16 protein-coding genes are annotated in these 26,924 nt (G+C 49.9%); 5 read left to right on the top strand and 11 right to left on the bottom strand.

The features are described from left to right. On the bottom strand, positions 1 to 456 hold a 456-nt coding region (locus Q8O92_02805; GenBank protein MDP2982245.1), incomplete at its 3' end, for a hypothetical protein. A gap of 205 nt (positions 457 to 661) precedes the next feature. On the opposite strand from Q8O92_02805, the gene Q8O92_02800 reads away from it, so the two are divergent. The 3 genes from Q8O92_02800 to Q8O92_02790 all read left to right on the top strand — a co-directional run bounded on the left by Q8O92_02800 (position 662) and on the right by Q8O92_02790 (position 12,261). After that, the gene (locus Q8O92_02800) at positions 662 to 5,065 is read left to right on the top strand and encodes a two-component regulator propeller domain-containing protein (GenBank protein ID MDP2982244.1); all 4,404 of its coding nucleotides are present in this window, start codon (positions 662 to 664) and stop codon (positions 5,063 to 5,065) included. A gap of 134 nt (positions 5,066 to 5,199) precedes the next feature. Beyond that, positions 5,200 to 9,600, top strand: a complete 4,401-nt coding sequence (locus Q8O92_02795) for a two-component regulator propeller domain-containing protein (protein ID MDP2982243.1) — start codon at positions 5,200 to 5,202, stop codon at positions 9,598 to 9,600. Positions 9,601 to 9,615: 15 nt separating this feature from the next. Continuing rightward, positions 9,616 to 12,261 (top strand): two-component regulator propeller domain-containing protein, encoded by a 2,646-nt coding sequence (locus Q8O92_02790; GenBank protein MDP2982242.1) that lies wholly within the window; start codon positions 9,616 to 9,618, stop codon positions 12,259 to 12,261. 174 nt (positions 12,262 to 12,435) lie between these two features. Here the strand turns inward: Q8O92_02790 and Q8O92_02785 are convergent, their stop codons facing one another. Together Q8O92_02785 and Q8O92_02780 are read right to left on the bottom strand one after the other, a co-directional pair. Beyond that, the gene (locus Q8O92_02785) at positions 12,436 to 13,794 is read right to left on the bottom strand and encodes an MFS transporter (GenBank protein ID MDP2982241.1); all 1,359 of its coding nucleotides are present in this window, start codon (positions 13,792 to 13,794) and stop codon (positions 12,436 to 12,438) included. Positions 13,795 to 13,818: 24 nt separating this feature from the next. Beyond that, on the bottom strand, positions 13,819 to 15,003 hold the full coding sequence (locus Q8O92_02780) for an AGE family epimerase/isomerase (GenBank protein MDP2982240.1): 1,185 nt from the start codon (positions 15,001 to 15,003) through the stop codon (positions 13,819 to 13,821). 250 nt (positions 15,004 to 15,253) lie between these two features. On the opposite strand from Q8O92_02780, the gene Q8O92_02775 reads away from it, so the two are divergent. Together Q8O92_02775 and Q8O92_02770 are read left to right on the top strand one after the other, a co-directional pair. Further along, positions 15,254 to 16,147 carry an SUMF1/EgtB/PvdO family nonheme iron enzyme gene (locus Q8O92_02775; GenBank protein MDP2982239.1) on the top strand — a complete coding sequence of 298 codons (894 nt, stop codon included), beginning with the start codon at positions 15,254 to 15,256 and terminating at the stop codon, positions 16,145 to 16,147. Positions 16,148 to 16,374: 227 nt separating this feature from the next. Beyond that, positions 16,375 to 17,241 (top strand): SUMF1/EgtB/PvdO family nonheme iron enzyme, encoded by an 867-nt coding sequence (locus Q8O92_02770; protein MDP2982238.1) that lies wholly within the window; start codon positions 16,375 to 16,377, stop codon positions 17,239 to 17,241. Between the two features lie 151 nt (positions 17,242 to 17,392). Here the strand turns inward: Q8O92_02770 and typA are convergent, their stop codons facing one another. The 8 genes from typA to Q8O92_02730 all read right to left on the bottom strand — a co-directional run bounded on the left by typA (position 17,393) and on the right by Q8O92_02730 (position 26,795). Then, on the bottom strand, positions 17,393 to 19,228 hold the full coding sequence (gene typA / locus Q8O92_02765; protein ID MDP2982237.1) for a translational GTPase TypA: 1,836 nt from the start codon (positions 19,226 to 19,228) through the stop codon (positions 17,393 to 17,395). 388 nt (positions 19,229 to 19,616) lie between these two features. After that, on the bottom strand, positions 19,617 to 20,159 hold the full coding sequence (locus tag Q8O92_02760; GenBank protein ID MDP2982236.1) for an OsmC family protein: 543 nt from the start codon (positions 20,157 to 20,159) through the stop codon (positions 19,617 to 19,619). A 13-nt stretch (positions 20,160 to 20,172) separates the two neighbouring features. After that, positions 20,173 to 21,360 carry an aminotransferase class I/II-fold pyridoxal phosphate-dependent enzyme gene (locus tag Q8O92_02755; GenBank protein MDP2982235.1) on the bottom strand — a complete coding sequence of 396 codons (1,188 nt, stop codon included), beginning with the start codon at positions 21,358 to 21,360 and terminating at the stop codon, positions 20,173 to 20,175. A 97-nt stretch (positions 21,361 to 21,457) separates the two neighbouring features. Further along, the gene (locus Q8O92_02750; GenBank protein ID MDP2982234.1) at positions 21,458 to 22,090 is read right to left on the bottom strand and encodes a class I SAM-dependent methyltransferase; all 633 of its coding nucleotides are present in this window, start codon (positions 22,088 to 22,090) and stop codon (positions 21,458 to 21,460) included. A gap of 74 nt (positions 22,091 to 22,164) precedes the next feature. After that, a complete protein-coding gene (locus Q8O92_02745) occupies positions 22,165 to 23,406 on the bottom strand; it encodes a hypothetical protein (GenBank protein ID MDP2982233.1) in 1,242 nt (413 codons plus the stop codon). A gap of 2 nt (positions 23,407 to 23,408) precedes the next feature. Beyond that, positions 23,409 to 24,152, bottom strand: coding sequence for an outer membrane lipoprotein-sorting protein (locus Q8O92_02740; protein ID MDP2982232.1), 744 nt, complete (start codon positions 24,150 to 24,152; stop codon positions 23,409 to 23,411). A gap of 98 nt (positions 24,153 to 24,250) precedes the next feature. Continuing rightward, positions 24,251 to 24,481, bottom strand: coding sequence for a DUF2892 domain-containing protein (locus Q8O92_02735; GenBank protein ID MDP2982231.1), 231 nt, complete (start codon positions 24,479 to 24,481; stop codon positions 24,251 to 24,253). Positions 24,482 to 24,494: 13 nt separating this feature from the next. Beyond that, on the bottom strand, positions 24,495 to 26,795 hold the full coding sequence (locus Q8O92_02730; protein MDP2982230.1) for an MMPL family transporter: 2,301 nt from the start codon (positions 26,793 to 26,795) through the stop codon (positions 24,495 to 24,497). Between the last annotated feature and the right edge of the window lie 129 nt (positions 26,796 to 26,924).

Below are 26,924 nucleotides of genomic sequence, written 5' to 3'. Positions count from 1 at the left end.
TTTGCCTTCTTTACGAATGTGATTTGACTGAAAGAGGGTGTTGCACACTTTACAGCGCAATTGGCTTTTTTTGCGGCCGTCATTGACATAAAGATAGCTGGCAGGCGCATTGCAATGTTCACAGCGTGTATATGAGGGTGGAAGGAGTGAGTTTTTATGACGACGAACCGGTGCGAGGTCCTTACCGGCTTTGATGCGATGTTCCTTAAGGAGTTGTTTGAAATCTGATGTTGCTACAACTTTTTTCAACGGCTTTTCGGTGAACGGTGCAAACGGATCAACAATAAACTGCCGATAATTCGGATATTTTTCATTAAAGTTTGCTCGAAGCGGAATGTTATTCCGTTTACCATGTGTGATTTCCAAGAGTATGTTTACTGCAACGAGAAGTTCATCAAAATTGAGTTGTTTGCATAACCAACGTACTAAACGGGTAATTGAAGCTATTCTTTTCATACGAGTGCTGTCTCCTTTTTATGTATGTTTCGTAATTGTGATTAGAAGATTAATAGCATTCGTATGCTTTTAAAAGTAAAAAATATCCCCAAACCTCGGGGGAGAACATTTCAAATCTACTCATGTTGTTTATTAACAATGTAATAACTCACTTTTTATGTCAATACTTTTGACAGAACCCTCTTTATTATAAGGAGACGGAATCATGAAGCGAATGCTCCGGCTGTTACTTCTGTTCCTTGCTCCAGCGCTTTCTGCTATTGCTGCTCCGTTCAGTCCTGTCACTCTGAAACTCCTTGCGCCGCCTTCTGTTTACTATAATTTTCAAGGGGGAAATCTCTCTATCCCATTGACAGTAACCGGAACCCCCGCCAATGTCACCTTCCTGGTATTCACCCGAGGGAAAGCCACCGCGATCAAGAACATCAGGAACGGTTACCTCGGCTGGCACTATGTCAACGGTATCGATACCTGTATCTATGTTTCATCACCCTATCAGTTCGATCTCGGAAAAAATGCAATCGCATGGAATGGAAGAACAAAGAACGGCGCTTTGGTGTCTTCAGGAGATTATACCTATTATCTCTGGGGATATGATAATATCAGCCGGAAAACCATCATGACCCGGCACTTATCTCCCAGCCCCTGGAATTTCAGAACAATCCTGGAAAAAGATAAAAAAGGAGTTCTTCTGGTAAAACCTATTCTCTACATGGGCGACGGTGTTCGGACAGCTTCCGCCGGGGGTAAAGATTTGACCGTGGATTATGTACATACAAATTACAAGTGGACGATCGGGGAAGACCCGGAGAATAAACAGTTTCTTGAAACGTGTACAACCAAAGGTATGGCTGATGCGGGTGGCCTTGCGTTTCTGCCGTACGATCAAACCAGGTTCTTCCATGATACGCTCAAAAACGGACAGAAGAAGGTAACAAAGAAATGGACATGGGTTCCCAACGGAGCAGCGGTTCTGAATACCGACTGGGGATTAAACGGAGAATATACTTACTCCGGCGCCTGGCCTGGCGGCGCGAATTTCGGTCCCGGCGTGGTCAGCGATGGTGGAGATAACCTCCTCCTGGTGAATGCGGATGTATCCGGCGCAGGCAAGATATCCCAGCTCATGTGGATCGATGCGAGTGACGGTTCTGATGTCAGGAAAATGGATCTCTCAGCATGGTGGGTAAATCTGGCAGAAGGCGATACGTCTGTCGGCGGGCAGTACACCGGCGGGCCGACGGAGATGAGCTTCAGGAATGGTCTGATCGCTCTCGGTTCCTCTACCTCCTGCACCAACTCGCTGATCGATCCAGCCCAGACAACCCTGGATGCCGCGGTGTTGTGGGTGAACAAGAACGGCGACTATTTCGGCGACCTCAACTGGGAACCGACTTCGCCCAGACCTTGGGTTTGCAATGATTATAACGCCCTCCCAAGGAAATATTCCACTTCGATGGACAAACTTGGTTTTGTTATTTTTCCGGTTTACGACATGGGTGCGGTGTCTTTCGGTCTTTACGCCCCGGACGGCACCGGTATTGGATATAAGGCCTTTGCCGGGGAAACATCCGGTCCAAAATACGGCGCCGATATTATCGATTATGGCTCACCCTACGATGGAATCTATACATCACAGACCACAGCCGATTCTTCTGCTTCGGAGGGTATCTGGTTTACCGCGCAGGATTCGTTCAAAGGTACTATCACTGTGAGAGGAATGCCAACGGGGCCTTACCTTCTGCTAACTTCCCCGAACGGCGGCGATGCATGGGGAACCGGGACCCCGCACAAAATCACCTGGGATTCCCGAGATGTGCAAACGGTAAAAATCGAGTACAGTACGGATGGCGGCAATTTATGGTTAAATCTATCCGACAATGTGGACGGCGCGTCTGGAATATACTCCTGGACTCCAATGGGAATCGATTCCGCCTCATGCCGGATACGGATCACCGATATTTCCGGGCGGGCAGCCCAGATTACCAGCTCATTATTCATCATCTCCTCTCCCGCCATAAAACTGACTTCTCCCAACGGTGGAGAGTTATGGGACACCGGGGTTCAACAATTTATCACGTGGTCATATATCGGTTTCGACGCTGTAAATGCGTTGAATCTTGAATACTCCACGGATAAGGGAGTAACCTGGAATCTCATCGCATCTTCGGTTCCGGCAATAAACCGCCGATATACCTGGATCACACCCGGTAAAGTATCCTCCGAATGTCTGATACGCATCAGCTATGCATCGAATCCATCCCTGAGCGATACCAGCGATACGGTATTCAGTCTCTCCGATCATTTCATCCGGCTCATTTCACCCAATAGCGTTGAGGAATGGGAGGGGTATTCCAGTTACTCCATTACGTGGATTTCATCGAAGGATGTTACAAAGATCAGGATAGAACTGTCCTCCGACGGCGGAACTACCTGGAACACCATCGCTTCCGGAGTCGATGCCGCGAAAGGATCCCCCTATCTGTGGTCGGGAAAGAATTTCAGCATCGACTCTTCAAAATGCATCATACGGATTTCCGATGAGGCCAATTCTGCTTTTCTCGATACCAGCGATACGTATTTCTCGATGTTCACATCAATCCCCCAGTGGAGCGTTTACAATACATCAAACGGAATGGGCAGTTCCTATGTCTCAAGTGTGGCTGCCGACCCCCGGGGAGGAGTATGGGCGGGAACTCGAGATAAAGGGGTATACTTTTTTAATGGCACAAGATGGTTTTCCTACACCACAGCAAACAGTGCCATCGTTACCAATGACATTTATGCGGTTGCAGTTGACAAGAATGGTGTGGTATGGATAGGCGCCACATGGCAGGGGCTGATGCGGTTCGATGGAACAACCTGGACAACATACTCAACACTGAACAGCCCTCTGCCCGATAATAGCATCCGCGATATAGCTGTGGACGGCAACAACACCCTTTGGATTACTACATGGGGGGGAGGATCAGCAAGCTTTGACGGTACGAACTGGAAAACATATTCAACCGGCACAGACGCTGAGATCCTTGCAGTTGACCTCGATAATTCCATATGGCTTGGATATAAAAGCGGAATGGGCGGAGTCTCGCATTATGTTGGCGGAACCTGGATTCATTATTCGGGCGAAGGTCTCCCGGGGAAATATGTATATGGAATTGCCGTAGACCTCGATGGAACCAAATGGTTCTCCACATCCGCAGGCGTGGGAAGTTACGATGGGGAAAAATGGACTTCATTCGATCTTTTGAAAGGTCAGCCGGTAAGGGCTGTGGCAGTCGATAAAGCCGGGGTGAAATGGTTCGGATATCCGGGAGGAGTGGTCAGATTCGACAGCTCGGTATGGAAAAACTATTCAACACAAAACAGTGGATTGGGAGGCAACACTATTACCAGGATCGCGGTAGATCGTGATAATCTGAAATGGTTTGGCACTGAAAACGGCGGAATTTCAAGCTTTTTCTTTGAGTGCGGTCCTTTTGTTACCATAACCTCACCGAACGGCGGCGAGATATGGGAGTCGGGCAGTGTTCATGAAATCACCTGGATGGGAAGGGATATAAACAATCTGAGGATCGAGTATTCGGCAGATAGTGGAAAAAACTGGAATCTCATCTCCGATTTTGTCGATGCTTCAAAAAGATCATATACCTGGTCTGCTCCATCCATGCAGTCGTTTCATTGCCGGGTGCGGCTGACTGAAACCGGCAACCACCAGCTTACCGATACGAGCAACGGCGAATATATCATCTCTCCGCCTTTTGTCAGCCTTACAGAACCAAACGGTGGCGAAAAATTGATAGCAGGTTCCTCTTTTGAGATAACCTGGATATACCTTGGGGTTGAATTACTTCGCATCGAATATTCAACCGATGGGGGAAAGACATGGCAAAAGGCAATTGATATCGATGCTCCGAGAGGATCGTTTTTATGGAAAATTCCTGACATTGAATCTACTTCCTGCCTGATCCGTGCAACCGATATGGCCTCCGCTTCCCGTACCGACACAACAGATAGTTTCTTTACTATCGTCCACCCTTTTATAACCATCAAAGCGCCCAATGGAGGGGAGATTTGGAATGTCGGAAAGAATTACCCCATTACCTGGGATTCGGAAGGTGTAGATAAGGTAAAACTGGAGTTCTCGACCGATGGCGGGGCAAGCTGGATACAAATTATCAGCTTTTACGAAGCGTACTACGGCAGCTTTAGTTTCTCTACTAACATGACATCTTCGTCCTGCCTGGTACGGGTTTCCGATCAGACGAACGTAGCGGTCTCCGACAAGAGCGACTCTTTATTCACTGTAACTTCCACTGTCTCCTCGGCGGGAGATACAACCCCCCTTGCATTCGCCGTCTTCCAGAACACTCCCAATCCTTTCAATCCGAAAACCACGATCACCTTTACCCTTCCCCGTGAGGGTCAGGTCGCAGTGAATGTGTATAACCTCGCTGGTCAGCGGGTGGACAGCATCCTCGACGTGAGACTCAACGCAGGCCGTCATATGGTCGCCTGGAACGCCGCCCGGTTCTCTGCTGGAGTGTATCTCTGTCACGTTCACACCGAAAAAGAGGCGAAGACCATCAAAATGCTGCTTCTCAAATAAGAAAAAAACTTTAAAAATCTTTTTAGACAGGATTTACAGGATTTAATATCTTGTCAATCTTGTTAATCATGTCAGAAATTTCTATCATCATCTTGAAATTTTGCACCTTGTTTTTTTCATAAGGAGACGGAATCATGAAGCGAATACTCTGGCTGTTACTCCTATTCATTTCCCCGACGATGTCGGCTGATGCTGCTCCGTTCGGCCCCGCCGTTCTGAAAATCAACGGGCCGGCCATCATTCCCTATACATTCGACGGGAAAAACCTCTCTGTCCCGGTGACAGTAACTGGAACCCCCGCCAATGTCACCTTCCTGGTATTCACCCGTGGGAAAGCCGCCGCGATCAAGAATACCAGGAACGGTTACCTCGGCTGGCACTATGTCAATGGTATCGATACCTGTATCTATGTCTCCACACCGTACCAGTTCAGCCCCGGCTCAACCAGCATCACCTGGAATGGAAAGGACAAGGCAGGCGGGACAGCGCCTCCCGGCGAATATACCTACTATCTCTGGGGATTCGACAATATCAGCCCCAAGGTCAAGATGACCCAGTTTCTGAGGCCCGAACCCTGGAGTTTCAGAACTATTCTGGAAAAAGATGCCAAAGGTATTGCGCTGGCCAGGCCTGTTCTGTATATGAGCGACCAAAACCGCGGAACTGCTGTCACTGCTTTTAAGCATACCCTAAAAAAATGGGTCGTCGGGAACGATCCTGAAGATGCCGCTCTCGTTGAGACCTGCAATGACATGGGATGGACTGATGTCGGAGGCTTGGCTTTCCTGCCCACCGATCAGACAAAGTTTTTCCATTGCTGGCTTAAGGGCGACACCAAGACCAAGGTTGTCAGAGCATGGACCTGGGTTCCCAACAGTACTGCGGTTCTGAGGACAGACTGGGGCGCCAATGGAGAATACACCTACACCGTGGCATCTCCGGCCGGCTGGGATTTCGGTCCCGGGGTGGTCAGCGACGGGAAAGATTATCTTTTCTGTGTGAACGCCGACATGTCTAATACGGGAAAGGAATCACAGCTTATTTATTTGAATGTAAATAATGGAACGGAAATCAAACGTCTTGATTTATCCCCCTGGTGGGTCAACCTGACCGAAGGGACTTCGCAAGTCGGCGGACAGTACACCGGCGGCCCTTTTACCCTGCAGTTCCGGAAGAATGTTCTTTTTGGCGGTTCTCATCAATCCTGTGTGAATCAGGTTATAGATCCCTATTACCAGTCAGCTGATGACGCCATTCTCTGGGTGAACCGTAACGGGGATTATGTCGGCGACCATAATTTTGAGACCACCTCCAAAAAACCGTGGGTCTGCAACGATTACAACGTCGGGCCTTATAAATACAGTCTTTCCCCGGACGACAACCTTTTCTCTATCTTTCCCTGTTTTGATTTGGGTGCACAGTCATTCGGTCTCTATGCCCCGGACGGCACCGGTATCGGGTATAAGTCGTACGGCGGAGATATGGCCGGCCAGAAATACGGCACCGATATCATCGATTACGGTTCCCCGTACGACGGCATCTATACCACACAGAACGGCGTCCTGGGTTCGGACGGTAGAAGTTATACCATTCCAGCCGGATTCTGGTTTGTCGCCGAGGATTCATTCAAAGGAATAATAAGCACATCGGGCTCCTATATCTGGGTTTCCTCCCCCGCAGGTGGCGAGGTCTGGGGAACCGCTTCCGTTCATACTATCACCTGGATAGCGAAAGATGTAAAAACTGTAAAAATCGAATATTCGACCGATACCGGTGTTTCCTGGAAAACCCTCGTCGACAATGTAGACGCCACACTGGGATCGTATTCATGGACTCCTGCAGGAATCCAGTCCTCCGCCTGCCTGGTACGTATCACCAGCACCGCCGACAGCAAAATTCAGGGGACAAGTTATGGGGCGTTCACCATCACCCCTCCTACTCTGAAAGTAATTTCTCCCAACGGCGGAGAAGTCTGGGAGGCCAAAATCCAGCAAAAAATCACCTGGTCATCCTTCGGCGTCGATGCAGTCAAAATTGAATACTCCACCGACAAAGGAAGCACCTGGAACCTTATTGTCGCCTCTACTCCGACTTCTACAGGCAGTTACACTTGGATAGCGCCGGACAAGGTCTCCTCCGATTGCCTGGTGCGCATCAGCGACGCCTCCAATCCATCCCTCACCGATATGAGCGACGGAACGTTCAAACTCATGGCCAGCTTTATTCAGGTGATCTCTCCCAATGGCGGCGAGGTTTGGGAAAGCGGAAACGACCACCCGATCACATGGAACTCATCAAAAGGTGTTTTAAACGTGGTGATCGAGTTCTCTTCTGATGGAGGTTCAAGCTGGAGTGTAATTATTTCAAGTGTGAATTCTTCAGCCGGATCCGTTAATTGGAAAATACCCAGACTATCGTCCACGAAATGTATGATACGTATTTCGGATGCCTTAAATTCTGCTTTCTTCGATGTAAGTGATATAACTTTCTCAATTATTCCCTCAACTGCTCTATGGACAACATATTTGGCCGGTGACGGAATCGGAAGCAACTATATTTGGACAGTAACAGATGATCCACGGGGCGGGATTTGGATTGGTACCGGACAGGCGTGGTCAGGGAGTGGTGGGGTATCATATTATAACGGTATTTCCTGGATTAATTACACCACGAAAAACAGTGGAATCGCAAGTGATAATATCTATGCAATTGCAGTGGATAAAAATGGGATTGTATGGATTGGAAATACATGGAATGGATTGTCGAAATTCGATGGAAAAACATGGATAAACTACACGAAAGACAATAGTCCTTTACCCGATAACGACATTCGCGATCTTATTGTCGACCATAATAATGTATTATGGATCACTACATGGCATGGCGGTGTGGCAAGCTTGAATGGAACGATATGGAAAACGTATGGGGCAGTACCTCATGGAGAGATACTGGGAATCGACCGAGATAACTCTCTTTGGGTCGGATATAATTTTGCTGAAGGGGGCGTTTCCCATTTCGATGGTATTACATGGAACCGATATCATAAAAGCGACGGCCTTGCCGGCGATTATGTTCTCGGAATAGCGATCGATTCTGATGGAAAGAAATGGTTTTCCACATCGGGTGGGATAACCACCTTTGACGGAACAAAGTGGACTACGTATGATTTTCTGAAGGGTCAGAACGTTCAATCAGTTGCCATTGACCGGATGGGTGTAAAATGGTTTGGTTATTCAGGAGGTGCAGCGAGCTTTGACGGGGTCGAGTGGAAATCTTATAACGCATCCAACAGCGAGTTGAATAATAACGTATGGAGAATAGCAGTCGACTTGGACAATGTGAAATGGTTTGGAACCCGGGGCGGGGGAGTTACCAGTTTTTCTTACCAGACGGGCCCTTTTGTCACCGTTGTTTCCCCCAACGGCGGCGAACTTTGGGAGGCGGGCAGCGCTCAGGAAATCGCCTGGGTCAGCAAAGACGTGAGTCGTTTAAAGATTGAATACTCTACCGATGCCGGGCTAAATTGGAAGTTACTGGCCGATAATGTGGATGCTTCCCTGAAATCATACATCTGGACTACTCCCCAGATTCAGTCTTTTCACTGCCTGGTGCGTCTGGTCGACACCTCCAATTACAAGGTAACCGACACAGGAAACAACGAATTCACCATCTCTCCGCCCTTCGTGAAAGTGACCGCGCCGAACGGCGGTGAAAAATGGGCCACCGGAACCTCCCATGCTGTCACCTGGGTTTCGGTCGGAGTGAAAACCGTACGCATCGAATATTCTACTGACAGCGGCAAGACCTGGAAAACGGTCACCGACACCGTTGATGCGGCAAACGGCTCCTGGCCCTGGACAATTCCGGCGACCGAATCAGCCGCCTGTCTGGTGAAAGTAACCGATCCTTCCACACCCGCCCGTACTGACACCGGAGACGGTGTTTTCACGATTCTTCGCCCCTATATCACGGTGACTGCTCCAAATGGTGGTGAGGTCTGGAGCGCCGGGAAGAACAATACTGTCACCTGGGTCGCGGACGGGGTGGAAAATGTAAAGGTGGAATATTCGGTAGACGGCGGCGTCAGTTGGAATTCCATCACAAAAAGTATTGCGGCTTCATCAGGCGCCTTTACCTTCAACCCGCTCAATGTCCAATCCACACAATGTCTGGTACGGGTCTCCGATCAGGCGAGCGGAGCGGTTTCCGACAAGAGCGACGCAGTATTCACCATCACTTCCATTGTCTCTTCGGTTGGTGAAACAATCCCCCGTGAATTCGCCGTCTTCCAGAATACTCCAAACCCTTTCAACCCGAGGACCACGATCATCTTCACCCTTCCCCAGGCAGGTCAGGTCGCAGTGAATGTGTACAATCTAACCGGGCAAAGGGTGGACAGTATCCTCGACGGGAGACTCTCCGCAGGCCGTCACATGGTCTCCTGGAACGCCGCACGGTTCTCCGCTGGGATTTACTTCTGTCTCGTTCGCACCGAAAAAGAGGAAAAGACCATCAAGATGCTTCTGCTCAAATAAAAAATGGAGGTTACAATGAGAATTTTTATCATTTTTTCGATACTGGGTGTTGTCGCAGTCTCTGAAGCATTTTCACAGGAGGGCGTCTGGGACATCTATACCAGTTCTTCAATGATTACATGTGTTGCGCCTTTGGATGATTTTGTCTGGTGCGGGACCAGCGGCGGTGTACTCCGGGTTAACCGGAGCGACTGGTCCAGCGTTAAGTATACCGTCAAAGATGGTTTGATAAACAACAGTATTCAAACCGTTGCAGTCGACCAGTCAGGGATTGTATGGGTGGGAACATATTTCGGAGTGTCCAGTTTTGATGGAAAAGCATGGAAGCGGTATACAACTGCAGACGGTCTGGCGCAGAACAATGTACAAGCTATCGCGATAGACACAAATAATGTCAAATGGTTCGGCACCGGAGATAACGGTATTTCCTCCTTTGACGGCGTCTCCTGGAAAACGTATTCTCTTACGGACATGGTCGAATTCGGTTCAGTAAGCGCAATTGCGGTTGACGGGAACAATGTCAAATGGATAGCTTCCTATAACGCCCTCCTTTCTTTCGACGGATCATCCTGGAAGAAATATTATTTAAATGGCATAAAAAATGTAAAAATCGGGCCTGACGGTTCGGTTTGGGTTATTCAGCATACGAGTAATTTTGATAATCTCATGAAACTTGTAAATGGTGTTTTTAAAGAATATCTGCATGGAAGCGATTCAAAGGGAAGTTCTTACTTCCCTGATTTTGCTGTCGGTCAAAACGGAAAAATATGGCTTTCCCAGGAAGGGATGAACGCTTATTATCTCGGCCTTATTGAATTCAATGGAACATCTTGGAAAAATTATACAGTGCAGGATGGTCTTCTGAATATGCGCCCGCGTGCTTTATCATTAGATCGGCGCGGGGTGCTCTGGATTTGTTCATACAACGGACTCAGCCGGTTCGATGACAGTATCTTTACCAGTTTTACAGACAAAAGCGGTCCATACAATAATGGGATTTCAGGAGTTTTTATTGACTCCAAAAACAGGGTCTGGTGTTCGACCAATTCTGGTATATCCTTGTTTGATGGAGTAAATTGGACAAATTGGAATGAGAACAGCGGCCTGGCTTCATTATCCACCTATGCCATTGCTGTCAGCGATGATGGGACAGCGTGGATCGGAACCTCAGCCGGAGTATCAAGATATGACGGCGCCACATGGAAGACGTATACATCAAATGACGGACTTTTAGATACCCTTGTAAACACGGTAGCTGTCGATAAAAAGGGAGTTGTGTGGTTCGGTTCAAATAAGGGAATTACCCGATATGACGGGAAGGACTTCGTCCGCTATCCCGGAAGCTACACCTCAAGCATTTCGGTAGATGATAACAATGTCAAATGGTTTGCCACCTGGAACGGTGGTGTAATACGTTTCGATGATCTGAATTGGAAAACCTGGGGCGCTGAAAGCGGGCTTACCTTTCAGAGATACAGGTCAATCTCTGCAGGAAAGAATGGCGTTGTGTGGGTGGGCGCTGATGGAGGCGCGGCAAGGTTTGACGGGACATCCTGGAAAACATACACCACAGCCGACGGGCTCTGTAACAATGACGTGCGCTCAATAGCGGTTGACCGGGATGGCGTTGTATGGATCGGAACATTCACCGGAGGAGTGTCGGCTTTCGACGGGAAAAGCTGGAAAACATACACTACACTTAACGGGCTTGCGGACAACCGGGTAGTATCCATTGCAGTTGATGTCAATAATGTCAAATGGTTCGGTACCTTTGTTGGAATATCCGCCTACCGGCAACAAACCGGCCCCTCGGTATGGATTACCTCTCCCCGGGGAGGTGAGCTTTGGGAAACCGATACCGCTCAAAAAATACTTTGGACTTCATCCGGAGTAAAAACCGTTGTCATTGAATATTCTCAGGACGGCGGTGTAACCTGGAAATCAATTGCCGGAAATGTGGACGCCTCTCTCGGTTCCTATCCCTGGACACTCACCGGAATCGAATCAACCAAATGCCTGGTGCGGATCACCGATACATCCAACAGCGCTGTAAAAGGCTCCAGTTACGCTGTTTTTGCCGTCTCCCGGCCTTTCATCAAGGTCACTTCACCGAACGGAGGTGAAAGGCTGATTGCAGGCTCGGTACAGCCAATAACCTGGAATTCCCTCGGAAGCAAAACAGTCAGGATTGAATTCTCAAGCGATTCCGGCAAAAGCTGGAAGACTGTTACGGAAAGCGTTGATGCCGCAAAGTGTTATTACTCATGGACTGTTCCTGTGGTTTCATCTTCTTCCACTTTAGTGCGAATCACAGATGCAACTAGTTCCCAACGAACCGATACCAGTGATGGCGTTTTCAGCATCACCGTGCCAACCCTTATCGAGGAAATTTCTCCAAAAGAATTCGCCGTCTTCCAGAACACTCCGAATCCCTTCAACCCGAAGACCACGATCACCTTTACCCTTCCCCAGGCGGGACAGGTCTCAATGAATGTGTACAACCTCGCCGGGCAAAGGGTGGACAGCATCCTCGACGGGAGACTCTCCGCCGGCCGTCACACGGTCGCCTGGAATGCAGCACGGTTCTCCGCAGGGATTTACTTCTTCTTGGTGCGTACGGAAAAAGAGGCGAAGACCATCAAGATGCTGCTACTCAAGTAAGGTTCTGAATTTTAAAATTCAGAATCTTTTTTTGACAGGATTTACATGATTTACAGGATTCAAAATCTTGTCAATCTTGTTAATCATGTCAAAGCCTTTGTTCCTGTCTTTTTTCTTTCTCTTTCATCATCTTTTATCATTTAAATCATGCGGATCAGTGGTTCAGACAATCTTTTAACTTTGTGCTTTCATTTTCTTGAACCCTTCCGGATTATCCACAAAGAACAGGAAAAACAACGCCGCAATAGCCATGAGCGCCATCGAAATCTTGAAAGTTCCCGTATAGGTGAGAATTCCTTTCCCGATCAGCGCCCCGAATACCATGGGCACGATTACCACGAAAGGAAATACCGCACAATTCACCAGGCCGATATAGGAAGATTTATCCTGGATGGGGCAGCTCAAAAGACCCATATTGGAGTACCCGATATTGTTGCATATCTGGGCGAAACCGGCCACAATCCACACAAAGTAGAACATGAGCAAGCTTTTGGCGGCCAGCGCGATCAACACCCCGATGATGGCCACGATCTGGAATACGATCAGTGTGTATTTGGGGCCGTACCGGTCGGCGATCCATCCCGCACTGAAAATGTTTGAAGGCATTTTCAGCTTCGAACCGAAAAGACCCATGACCCAGCCCAGGGGAATGAGAATGAAAAATACCGGCCCCAGGCTCGCCAGAGTCCAGCCGATAAGGTTCATGCTGACAAACGCTCCCGCTTCTGCCGGGCTGACGCCGACTACCTTGATGGCGTAATCGGCGTAAAATGTGAGAACGATGTAATGCCCGACGACGAACCACATTCCGATGAAAAACCGCACCAGATTACGGTCGCATTTCAGGATATTCACCAGTGAACCCAGATAGGCGCCGAAATTCTCCTTTTTCGGTGCGAGCTCTCCTTTGGGCTCATCGATGAACCACACCGCGACCGCCATGGCCAAAGCAAAAACGAAGGAGGCGATAAAAAGTATTTCAAAAGCGACCGGATAGCCATACTCGAGGATTCTCTTGGTGATAAACCCGCCGAGAATTCCTCCGACCGAAGCGATCATGAAATAGATGCCGAGCCAGCTTCCCAGTTTCTGCGGGGGTATGATTTTAAAAAGAAGGGTGAAAATAAGCGGTGTGGCTGAACCGGAAATGATAGTGGTGAGCGCATAGCAGAAGAGGAAAGCCGCGAGGAGGAGTTTCACATGCTCTCCGCCGGTGACCATGAGGAGAATCCCGAAAAGGAGCATGCTGACACCCGAAAGAAGGAAAATCACCCCGGTCGCCCATTTCTTATACGGCAGCCGCTCCGAATAGTAGGCGGCGGGAACCTGGGTGAGAATAAACCCAAGCCAGAACAGGCCGTTCACCACCCCGTTATAGAACGCCGAAGCCCCCAGAAATCCCAGGAGAGCCATAAGAGGCCCGTAATAGGCCAGGAACGCCCCCCATACCGGTCCACCCACCCCGTTGAAAATGTTATAGATGTTGGCTTTGGCGAAATTCATCTCCGGGCTGGTTTGTTTTTGATCCGTCATAGCGTCCGCCTTTTGAAAATTGTTCTATTCCTTTTCCATCTTCAAAAGAAGCTGCCAGCAGTAGAGGAGATGGCGCGGCAGATGGAAACATCCCTTCCATGTTGAACCCTTGAACCGGTGGGAAACGGTGCCGTCACGGTGCAGGTAGCCGAACCATTCGCCGTGCACCGGATCGGGGAAGTGGGTGAAAGAGTACTCATGCACCCGGTCATACCAGGACTCGTACACCTTTTCCCCGGTCAGGTGGTGGGCAAGAAGGAGCGCATAGAGCGCCTCGTTGTGGCACCACCAGAGTTTCATGTCCCATTCCAGCGGCAGGGGAGGAAAACCTTCCGAGTCGAGGAAATAGAGGAGTCCGTCGTACTTAATGTCCCAGCCGAAATCGAGCATCCAGAGGGTGAGGTCGCAGGCTTTGCCTATGAGCGAGCGGTCGTTCCGGGCCATTCCCTCGTGCATGAGGAACCAGGCAGACTCGATGGCGTGGCCGGGAAGGATCAGTCTCCCCTCGGGAATATCAAGCATGAGCGAGCCGTCCGGCGCCACATTCTCGAAAAGCAGTTTCCTTTCCGGGTGCAGATGCTTCTTCAATACCTTTTCAAGGCAGCGGTCGGCGATGTCCCGGAATTCCGCCGTGTCGCCGTCCAGGAGGGTCATTTCCCTTGTGACATTGAGGAGGATCATGGGGACATTGTGCGCACTCATGGAACGGGCGCCCAATATGGCCTTCTGGCTTCCTGCGGCGGGGGTTTCAGCCATTTCCACAACTTTTTTATAGAGCGTTCGGGCGATACGCGCGGCTTCCTGATCCCCGGTGACCAGGGCGTACCGTACCGCCGCGATGATGATGAATGTCTCGGAGAACACCTGCCTCGGCATGGTGAGCGGGGCGCCGTCGCGCTTGAAGCTGAAATAGGATCTCCCGCTCTCGTGGAAGGCATGTTTCACAATGAAATCCCAGCCCAGTTTGGCCATATCGAGCCATTCCGGCCGTTTTTCCACCGTATGGCAGAGGGTGGAGAAGAACCAGACCTCGCGGGCCTGCGGCCACATGTATTTGTCGGTGCCGTACGGGGTGCCGTCACGGTCGAGCATGGTCAGGTAGCCGCCGTATTCACGGTCGGGGGAATATTTCATCCAGAAGGGAATCACATCATCGAAGAGGGTGGTCTCATACAGTTGCCGGAGCCTGGTGATCTTGGTTTTTTCCATGTTCGAGCCTGTTTTTTCAAGGGTGGAAGTATATACAGTCGATAAACGGCAATTCTCTGCGGCAATCTGACGAAAATGTACGCACTGTTCATCTTTTTCTCAACTGTTTTGTGAGGTTTCTTTTTCCCGGGACTATTTTCTTTTATCCCCCCCAAAAAACACTTGCGCATGCCGCGAAATCGTTTGAATATTTTAAAATGTCGAAATAACTGAATAACAACGCGGAATTTATAAAAAGAGGGCGGGGATTATGAAAAAAACCATGCGGATTGATCTGGTGCTTTTAATGGTTTCATTCGTTCTTTTCGGCGCGTATTGCAATAAAAAATCGGTAGAACTAAATTCATCACAGCCCATCCAGACTATCAAAGGCATCACGTTTGTGTCCATTCCCGGCGGGACATTTCAGATGGGAGATGAAAAAGGTGACCTTTGGAAAGATTGCCGACCTATGCATAATGTGACAGTGAGTTCATTTAAGATGAGTGAAACGGAAATCACAAATGCCCAGTATTGTGAGTATCTGAACGCGGCATTAAAGACAGGGGGAATTACGGCAGACATTTCCAGTGTATATATTGCGAAAGGTTCACACTACTGGGAGAGGTATCTATTGCTCTCATCAAGTTTTGATTTGAATAACAGATGCTGGATAACGTATTCCAACAATGTATTTAGTGTAGTATCCGGTCATGAGAACTGGCCAGTGGTGTATGTGACGTGGATTGGAGCGAAAGCGTTTGCGGATTATTATGGATGTGATTTGCCGCGTGAGGCAGAGTGGGAGTATGCTTGCCGGGGAGGAAAACAGTATTTGTACGGGACTGATGACGGAACACTCAGTTCAAACAAGATGAATTATACTGGCATTAATCATCCGGTGAGTGTCAAGATTTATCCGAAGAATCCCTTTGGTCTGTATGACATGAGTGGGAATGTATGGGAGTTGTGCAGTGACTATTACGGAAGCTACAGTTCATCACCTGCTACTAATCCCACCGGCCCAGAATCCAGCGAAGCACATATTATCCGCGGCGGAAGCTGGAGCTACTTCAAAGAAAGCACCCTCCGGTCAGCCCACCGCAGCAGCAACATACCGGAATTCGCGAACGTCACTATCGGTTTCCGCGTGGTTCGCCGTTAGTAGAAATCTTTTGAACACCAAATATTTGATCTTTGGCTCTTGATTGGGGTTAAGGGGCAATACGGTTCACTTTAACGAAAAAGTACAAGATTTTTAAACCACGAACCACACGAAAGGCACAAAAAATGATTTTATCAAAAAGCAAATTTCGTGTTTTTCGTGATTTTAGTGGTTAAATGAACTGTATTGGGTTAAGGGGTGAGTTTTCTTCTCATGGAGGCCAATCTATGAAGCGATGTTGCTTTTTCTGTTTCGCTGCAATAATAAGCGCCCTCCTTTTCGTCACGGAAGGCCGCACCCAGGCTATCAAGGGCGTCGCCTTTGTATCTGTTCCCGGCGGTACATTCAAGATGGGGGATGAGACAGGCGATCTTTGGGATGGTTGCGTGCCGGTTCATACGGTGACGGTGAGTCCGTTCCAGATGAGCGAAGCGGAAATCACAAATACACAGTATTGCGAGTATCTGGTCGCGGCGCTTGCGCGTGGGGAAATCACGGCGGCGAGTTCAACGGTAAAGGGAGCGAAAGGCGTCTATAAAGGTAAAGAATACATATATTTGTCCGGATCGCATGATGCAGATAACCGCTGCGGTATAACCTATAAAAACGGCGTATTCAGTATGGTATCCGGTCATGAAAACTGGCCGGTGATATTTGTGACATGGTACGGGGCGAAGGCGTTTGCGGATTTTTACAGGTGTGATCTGCCGCGGGAAGCGGAATGGGAGTACGCCTGCCGGGGCGGAAAGCAGTATCTGTTCGGTACGGATGACGGCACGATAAGCGGTAAAAAAGCAAATTATGACTATGGGATGGAGAACATCGGCCATCCGGTGAATGTGAAAAGCTATCCCAAAAATCCTTTCGGCCTGTACGACATGAGCGGGAATGCCTGGGAGTGGTGCAGCGATTTATATGAAAAATACTCTGCAGCGAGCGTCAAGAATCCGAAAGGCGCATCGTCCGGCGAAGATCGTGTGTACCGCGGCGGGAGCTTTTATTACGGAGACTACTACAGCCGGTCAGCCTTCCGGGATTTCTTCAATCCTGCCACCAGGGGTTATGGCATCGGGTTTCGGGTCCTAAAACGGTAACTTGGTGATAATTATTCATTGCGACATATGTTATGGCGTTTCTTTTAAATTAGATACTGAAACAAGTTCAGGATGACACGTGTCATGCCGAACTTGTTTCGGCATCTAAACGCTCAAACATAAGCAAACCGCGCCATAATTCCGTATTTCCTTACTCTCCTGCCCCCTTCTTCGCCGCCTGCCGGGCCGAATTGGGGTCGAGATGCTTTTTACGGATGCGAATTACCCTCGGAGTGATTTCCACCAGCTCATCATCGGCAATATACTCCAGCGCCTCCTCGAGAGAGATGATCTTTGGCGGGTAGAGCTGGTAGTTATCGTCCTTGCCCACCGCGCGCATGTTGTCCTTTTTCTTTTCCTTGGTAGGATTGGCCCACATATCTTCGGATCGTGAATTACGTCCCACAATGCGTCCGGAATAAACATCCTCTCCCGGCCCGCAGAAAAGCTGTCCGCGCTCCTGGAGATTCTCCAGCGCATAGGCGGTGGCGCGGCCCCGGCGGTCGGCCACGATGACTCCGCTCGTGCGGTGCGGGATTTCTCCGGCGTGCGGCTGCCAGTCGAGGAAAAGGCTGTTCAGGACCGCAGTCCCGCGCGTTTCCACCATGAGGAACGAGCGCAGGCCGATAAGCCCCCGCATGGGGATATCGTACTCGATGCGCACCCAGCCCGAGGAATGGTTGACCATGCGGGTCATCCGCCCCTTGCGGGATCCCATGGTCTGGGTGATGACGCCGATGTGAGCCTCGGGGCAGTCGATGACCAGGTGCTCCCATGGCTCGATGAGAGCCCCCTTATCCCGGCGCATTCGGACTGTCGGCTTGCCCACAGACAGCTCATATCCCTCGCGGCGCATGGTCTCGATGAGCACGCCGAGCTGAAGCTCCCCGCGGCCGATAACCTTAAATTCCTTGGCGTTGTCGGTCTCCTCCACATGCAGGGAGGGATTGCCCTGGATTTCCTTGAAGAGGCGGTCGCGGATCTCACGACTGGTCAGGTAACGGCCGTCCTGTCCCGCGAGCGGCGAAGTGTTGATGGTGAATACCATCTCAAGCGTCGGCTCGTCGATGCGGAGCGGAGGCAGCGGCCGCGGGTCCTCCGGGTCGGTAAGGGTGTCGCCGAGCTTGATACCTTCTATGCCCGCGATTGCCACAATTTCGCCCGGCCCGGCTGATCCCACCGGCGCCCGATGAAGTCCGGAAAACCCGAAGAGTTGGGTAACTTTCGCCCGAGTGTATTCTTCTCCTTCTTCGCCGCTGCCCATGAGTATGGTCTGTCCGACCGCGATATTCCCGTTGGCGATCCGCCCGATGCCGATACGGCCCAGGTAGTCGCTGTAGTCGAGCGTGGTGATCTGAAGCTGGAGCGGAATGGAATCATCGTACACTGGTGCAGGCACCTGCGACGTGATGAGCTCGAAGAGGGGGAGGAGATCGCTTCCAGGGACAGCGGGGTCGAGCGTCGCGGTTCCTTCACGGGCGACGGTGAACACCACCGGGAAATCGCACTGTTCATCGGTGGCGTCCAGGTCCATAAAGAGTTCGAACACCTCGTCCAGCACTTCGCTTATACGGGAGTCCGGGCGGTCGATCTTGTTGATGACCACAATGGGGGAAAGCCCGTTCAGCAGGGCGTTGGAGAGGACATACCGGGTCTGCGGGAGCGGCCCTTCCGCAGCATCCACCAAAAGCAGGCAGCCGTCCACCATTTTCAGGACGCGCTGGACCTCACCCCCGAAATCGGCGTGGCCGGGTGTGTCGACGATATTGATGATAATGTCGCGGAAGGCCACCGCGGTGTTCTTGGACATGATGGTGATGCCGCGCTCACGCTCGAGGTCCATGCTGTCCATGGCGCGCTCCACCACATGCTCGTGGGAGCGGTAGGCCCCGGACTGACGGAGCAGGGCGTCCACGAGCGTGGTCTTGCCGTGATCCACATGGGCGATGATGGCGATGTTGCGGATATTCTCTCGCGTTTTCAGCATATCTATGGCAACTCCAAGTTGTCGTTGTCGGGGAAAGATTAGTAAAATACTATTTTCTGATGGAAAATGAAAGGGGAAAATGCAGTACAATTATTCCCGGAGTAGAGAAAGATATCGGTATCGCATGAATTCCGGGATTTTGGGAAGGAATCCATAGAGTAAAACAACCTTCTAAAAAATGAATCAGGACCGGCGCTATTCCTGACGTTCACTCGCCGGGATATTCACCACCACGACCGAGCACTGGCCGAAGGTGGTAGTATGGGTAGGTGAAGGCGAGAACTTTCCTGGCGCCGGTCACTTCATCTGGCGGCTCTTGTGCTCGGATTGATCAGGCTCAAGCATGTTTTCCGGGGAAAAGAGTGCCAGCTTTAAGATAGCTTTTTCATTAACTCTCTCTCTTACTATTCACGATATTCATGCGTGTTGTGAGTGGAATAGGATTCACAAGACAGTAAACACCGGGACACCGTTCCTTAGCCAGCGATTCAATCTCTTCAAGCTTTTCCCGTGTCGCATCCGACTCTACCTCCAGCGTCAGTTCGACTTCCTCCACAATTGGATTGGACGAAAGACCAAAAGTCCTTGTCAAGTCTACTTTATTTTCCACCGCAATCCTTAACTTCCTTAGAGAAATACCTTCCATGGTTGCCAAAGCGACAAATGTCCCTGCATAACAGGCTGCCATACCATACAGGCAATATTGTATCGGGTCGGGCGCAAGGCCCATCCCGCCCATGAAAGGCGCGAAATCGGATTCTAAAACCCGCTCTCCCTCTTTATAGGCCAGAACGGCTTTGAACTGGGGTTTCCCATTTTCAAAAACCCATTCGCCTTCCACTCGTTTTGACTTCCTTGCTATCTGAGGGTTATTCTGCGCCTCTTCCATGAATTTCCCAACAGCGGTTGTATTGATATTGTTCAGTCCCATAATAAACTATCCTTTAGTTTAAGGTTTCCAATGCATGCTCCAAATCATTTATTAAATCCTGTTCATCCTCCAACCCGCAGGATATCCTTACTAAAGAATCTGAAATTCCACGGCGGGCTCTTTCTTCAGACGAAAGGTCATGGTGAGTTGTCGTTACCGGCTGGGTAACGAGGCTTTCTACACCTCCAAGGCTGGGAGCGATGGAAAACAGTATTAACGAATCGACAAATTTTTCTGTCGCTTTTCTGTCTCCGATTATTTCGAAACTAACCATCCCTCCAAATCCTCTCATCTGTTTTACTGCCAGACTGTGGCCCGGGAAAGTTTCTAAACCCGGGTAGTTGACACTTTTTACTGCGGGGTGCTTTTGTAATGCCTGCGCTATCGACATGGCAGTTTTGTTTTGCCGCTCAACACGCACCGCAAGCGTTCGTAAGCTGCGGAGCAACAGATACGCCACATCCGGCGCCATGATCTGTCCGAGACCTTTTCTCCACAGACCTATCGGCTCAACTATTTTTCCCGATCCGATGACTACACCTCCGGTCAAATCACTGTGGCCGCCTAAATACTTCGTTGTGCTGTGAATTACCAGATCAGCGTTCAAGCGTAATGGATTTTGATTGTAGGGAGAAGCGAATGTATTATCAACAACAACGAGCACGTTGTGGTCATGAGCGGTTTTTCCAACTGATTCAATATCGATAATCTCCATATTCGGATTGGTGGGGGTTTCGAAAAAAATCATTTTTGTTTTTAAGTTTATTGAACTTTCTAAAAAACCCATTTCAGAACCCAGCAGAAATTTTGTTGTAATTCCTACTTGAGGGAAAAGCTTTTGAAGTAATTCAAACGTACCCCCGTAGACATCTCCGATGCAGATTATCTCATCGCCGTTGTGGGCGTAGGTTAAAAATGTTGCCGCCTCCGCCGCCATGCCCGAACCAAAAACCAGAGCGGCTTCACCATATTCCAAAGCCGCAAGTTTCTCCTCCGCCGCTTTAATTGTCGGATTCAAGCCATATCGAGTGTAGAGGTTGCCCTGCTTTCTTCCTTCGACCACATCCAGGAGATCTTTTGTTGTTTCAAAAGCAAATGTCGAATGGTTATACAGGGGTGAATGAATCGCACCCTGAATATCTCTTTTCTCCCCTGCGTGAACACATAAAGTTGAAAACTTATTATAATAATTATTCTCCATGCTTTTCTCCTTCTCTTTTTAATTCTTTCATTTGTCTCAGAAGAATTGTATACTAACATTCACTATATCATATTCATTAAGGACAATGTAATTTTATTTAACATTCGGATTTTAAACGTTTAAAACTACAAAAAATGAAATTCTGGATAGTGCCAAATGGTGTCCTATGATCAACAGTTATACATTTAAGCTTTTGAAAATAATTTTGAAATCTAAGTGACATTGAAATTTCAGAATACTGCTTTATATCAAGTCCGCTGCATTTCTTTGGCCCTTCTTCAGAAAAAGTACCAATTACCAAGTAGCCATTAATGGTAACAGTTTGTTTCATTAATGTGACGTATTTTTCTATGTCTTCTCCGTCAGTTAAAAAATGGAACGCAGCTCTATCGTGCAAAAAGTCATATTTAGTATCTGGTTTAAATTCTGTCACATCTGAAACAATCCATTTGATCTTTTCTGCTTTTTCCCCAAGTCTTAATTTGGCTCTTTCAATCGCTTTTTCTGAAATATCAAGAACTGTAATATTTTTATACCCTAACTCGATAAGGTTGTCAACAAATAAACTGTCACCACCACCTATATCTATTATTTTTGCGGTCTTTGGAAGATTAAAGCTTTTTAAAAATGCCAATGAAGTTTCAGATTTATTTTGATACCAGCTGACTTCATTTGATTTCTTCGTTGCAAATATATCTTCCCAAAATTTCTTTCTTGTTTTTTTATCCATATTTTATCCTAACTATTAATTATACATAAAATGTATACACAAAATTTATGAACAGTTTATGATCAATGAGTGTTTCAAAAAGCATAGCGCATCCCCAAATAAACATTGGCGGCCTCCTCGAATTGCCCGAAGAAGGTGTGCTCGTCCCTCGAGAACAGATTGCCGCCGGCGCTGACAGACCAGTGATCGTTAACGCGATAATGCGCGGTCGGACGCAGATAGGCGTCACGGTCGGAAGGCGAGTAGAACACAAACAGCGACAGCCGCAGATTCTGATAAAATGCGAGTTGGGTCAGCCGGAGAGTGACAACATGACGGTCCTCGTCCGAGGGCGCCATGCCGTCCGTCAACGATGCGCGATACGCGCTGTAATCCATCATATGTTCCACATAATATTGACCGCCGGCGGTAAAATTGGCGAACAGCTCCTGTTCATATCCCACCAGGAACCGTGACTGGGAGTTGGGGATAGACGGATTATGGCCATTGCGGTCCGCAAACGAGTCATAGTACCCGGCTTCTACACTGCCGACACCCTTCAATATATTCCCGCGAACGCTGGCGCCATATACCCCCAGCGGAGGAAAGGTTGCCCGCCTGTCTGTTGCGTCAAAACCCATCGGGCTTTTCCAAAAGCCGTTATAGGCGTAAAGGGCCGCTTCGTAGCTGCCGAAAGAGTGAGTGAGGCGCGCAGCGATTTCGTCATCCGCAAACCAGTCATTGCGGGACTGCACGCGCAGGGCATCATCTTCACCTGCCATGCGGCCGAGCGCGGGATTGAAAAAAGAAATCCGCTCGCCATCAATAAAGCGGTCGGGATCGAACAGCGGCGTATAGACGACGTCCAGATTAACGAGCGCCATGAAAAAGCTCGCCTTGACAGCATCCGACGGGGCCTTGAGATACTCGTCGTCGCGGCCGAGGAGAAATGATTTCCAATCTTTGGGAAACAAGTCGTTGATGAAAAGGTAGTCGCCCGTCCCCCACGTCAGGATTTGCCGCCCGATTTTCAGATCTACCGCATGAACAGGCGAGAATGACGCGCTGATTTCACGGGGATCGACATCTGCCTTGTTATCGATACCGTCATAGATCAAATCCGCCTTGGCGCGGAACTCGACATACCGACATGACGCGGAAGAGTCCAGTTGCAGGCGCACTTCATTGAGCGTGGCATTATCAGACTGGCGATTGTCATCACGGAGGCGCAAACCGCCACGCCATTCGGCGAAACCGTTCACCTGCGGCTCGACCCCGTGAGCCATGCCGCTGGCCAGCCAGCAGGCGGCAAGCGCAAAACGAACCATCCTTCCCATTTTCATTGTATCCATTTCGAAATTGGGCGGCGTAGATAGCGTTCGGTGAAAATTTCATCGGTCAAGCCGATGTTGTACGATACCGATCTGTAGGCCACTTCCGTGCGATGTCCACTCTTTACATTTTTCATGGTTCGCACCGTAACGGTCGGGATAGCATGGCCGTCTCCGCCGGCCGCGACCTGCTCGATTTTGTCGGCTGTGAAAACGCGCGCCAATTCATTTTGCAGGTCATAATATTCCTCTTTGAGAGGCAAAAAAGTGATCTTGTCGATCCACGCGACGCGCCTTACGTAGTCGATCGTTTCCTTGGGCGCGCTTTCGATGACATAGCAGCCGCTGTCATTCAGTTTCTCCTCACGGATAAATTTATGCGTGTCCGTGCTTATGTCTCGGCCGGAAATATCCTCATATGTGAAATCCGACCCGACAAAGCTTGAGCGCTTGTCCGTCGTGGCCACACGGCGGACGAGGTCCACGGCGGGGATATAAATCCAGCGGTCGTCCTCTTTCTCTGGATATTTCCAGACCAGGAACGTCATCCGGCGGACGTCGGATGGCTCTCTGAAATAGAGGAAATATTTCTGTTCCGCTCCGCCGGGCATGTTCAGACGAAGCATGGTTAATGCACGGGTCCGTTTCTTGCCGTTTTCGGCAGTCAGCACCATGGACACCTCGGCTTTCATGTCGGCGCCGGCGGCATTAAATGCCTGTTGGGATTTTTCCAGTATCGCCGTGGCCGCCATTCCATGCTCATTTGGCCGGTTAGAAGCTTGGGCTTCCACTAAGACGGCCAGAGACATCCAAATGCACCCCGCCAATAATGTCCGTACAACGTTGTTCTTCATGGTGCGTTCCTTTCGCGAATATGGGTCAGTTCTTCCTCGCAACTCCTAACCCCGAAGAGCCGGAGAACTGACTTCATAGGGCACCAATTGGAAAACGCCGACTGGAGCAGGTTGAATCCAACAAAGACCCCAAGCAGCAGCCACCACTCCGATAAGAGATTGCCAAGAAGCAGAGATGCCAATACGAGAATTCCGGCGATTCCTCGCAAGTATCGTTCCATGTACATATTCGTCCCCTTCCTATGATTTTTCCTCTTTCAATAGCCAGCGGCGGAAAATGTGGATAAGCCCCGGCAGATAGATCACGCTCATCAGCGCCGAAAGCAGCATGATGGCGGCCATGAATACGCCGACCGTGATGTAGGGAGTCAAATCCGCGAAAACCATCACAGCAAAACCGAGCGCAAAAAGCACTGCGTTGAGAAAGATGCCTTTACCCGGCCTGGCCACCGTCCAGATGAGCGCCTCGCGCAACAGAGGGCGTTCGCGGTAACGCCGCCGGAAACGGAATACAAAGTGGATGGCGAAATCAATCGCCATGCCGAGCGAGAGCGTCGAGAGCACAGCCACGGGCATGTCGAAATCCTTCCCGATCAGTCCGACAACGCCGTAAATCAACGCGATCGTGAAAAGCAGCGGCAGGAATGTCAGCACGCCCCAGAGGAGCGAGCGGGTCTTGAACACCAGTAGCGCCAACACGATCACGAGGCCAGCCAGGAAACTTTTCAGCATGCCCCACAACACCTCATCGCTCCAGACCAGATTGAAATAGGCGACGCCGGCTGGTTTGATCTGCGCACCGGCGGGCAGCGGGTTCTCCGCCAGCCACGCTTCCGTCCGGGCGATAATCTGCCGCATCACACCCGCATCCCACCGTTTGAGTTGCAGATAAATGTTAGCCTGTTGAAACGGATAATCCACCACGTTATCCAGATCGCTCGGTTTGGCAGAACTACCAAAAAGGAAAAGGTACTGGCCAATCTCCTCCGTCTGATCCGGAATTTTCTCGTATACCGGATTATCATCATGCAGAACGCGGTTGATCCGCTTGACGTAGTCCGCCACTGAAAAGGTCTTGCCGACGAGTGGGTCCTTTTCCAGTTCACGCTGGAGCCGCTCGATGCCACGCAGCATGGCGGGATCCTTGATGGCGTCTTCGCCCGCTCCCTGGACGACGAGGTAGCCCGTGGAAGTGCCGCCCAGCCGCTCATTCATGACGCGGTCCGCCGTACGCAGTTCACTGCTGGCCTTGAACCAATGCACCATATTGTTGTTGACCACGATTCGGGACATGCCGACGCACGCGACCACCAGAAATACCGCGCCCGCTAAAGCGATCGGTCTTGCGTAGCGGATACAGAACTCGCCCAGCTTCGAGAGCACCGCGCTCGCACTCTCATGGCTCAAATCCGCGTGCGCCGAAATCGCCGAAATACGATCCTCCCGCAAAAGCGCCAGAATGGCCGGCACCAGCGTGAAACTCATCAACAGAATCACCAGTGTTCCGAATGCGACCACCAGCCCGAATATTCTTACCGGCACGATGGTGGCGGTGGCCAGCGCGGCAAAGCCCACAGCGGTGGTAATGTCGGAAAAAAACAAGGGCGAGGCGACCGCCTTCATCGTCTCAAGGATCGCCCGCCGCTTGTCCTTCAATTCGTCAAAGCGGAAGGCGAACTCGTTGAATATATGCACACTATCCGTCGCTATCGCCATAAGAAAAACCGGAGCCATTGAACTCATGATGTGAACCGGATAACCAAGGCCGATCAGCAAACCCATGCACCAGACAATGCCGACCATCGCGGCGGCCATATTAGCGACCACCAGCAGGACACTGCGAAACATCAGCCATAGCGCAAGACACATCACCATGCCGGCGATCGGCGAGAACAGGCCCATTTGCCGGAACATCTCCGCACCAAAGGTGTCCCGTGCAATCGGGTCGCCCGCCAGATAAAACTGGTCGCCACCGAAATCCTTTGGCAGTAGTTTTTTGATTTGATCGGCGATTTTCTTGCCGTTCGCCTGTGGATCGATGGGAATATAGATCGCTGTCGCCGTACCGTCCTTTGATACAATGCGGTTGATGAACAATGGATTTTCCAGCAGCGCCTGGCGGAATGATTCGAGTTCCTCCGGCGTCTGCGGAACGCGATCGAGCACCGGGCGCACGATTAAATTCCCCTCGCGGACGTTGATATTGTCTATGGTGGAGAAACTCGTCACATCCCGCGAGATCACACCCGAAATTTTCTGGATTTCGTGTGTCAGCCCGGCAATACGCGAAAGGCTGGTGGTGTTGACCACGCCGCCGTTGTTGACGATGCCGAGAACAAGCACATCCGCGTGCAGAGCAAAGTCCCGCTCGACCTGGTCGTTATACTGCCGCACGGCGGACGTTTCCGGCAGCATGTGCTTGGGATCGGTGTCGATCTTGATCTTCCCGAATTGAATTCCAAACAGCGCAGTCAGCATCAAGACGGCGGCGATGACCGTCCATGGTCGGTTTATTGCGAACAGTGTTATTCGTTCAAGCATCACCGCTTTTCCCCCTTTATTTCATTTTTGTGGCGACTATACTATTAACCCGGATTATTCACAAAATTTTTACGCATTAATCTTAAGTGCTTATATAATAAAATGATAGAAGAATATTTACCTTAATTT

It is taken from the genome of Candidatus Latescibacter sp., from assembly GCA_030692375.1.
Taxonomy (GTDB): Bacteria; Latescibacterota; Latescibacteria; order Latescibacterales; family Latescibacteraceae; genus JAUYCD01.
Note: the sequence above shows the minus strand (reverse complement) of the source record. Positions and strands in the feature narration are given on the sequence as shown.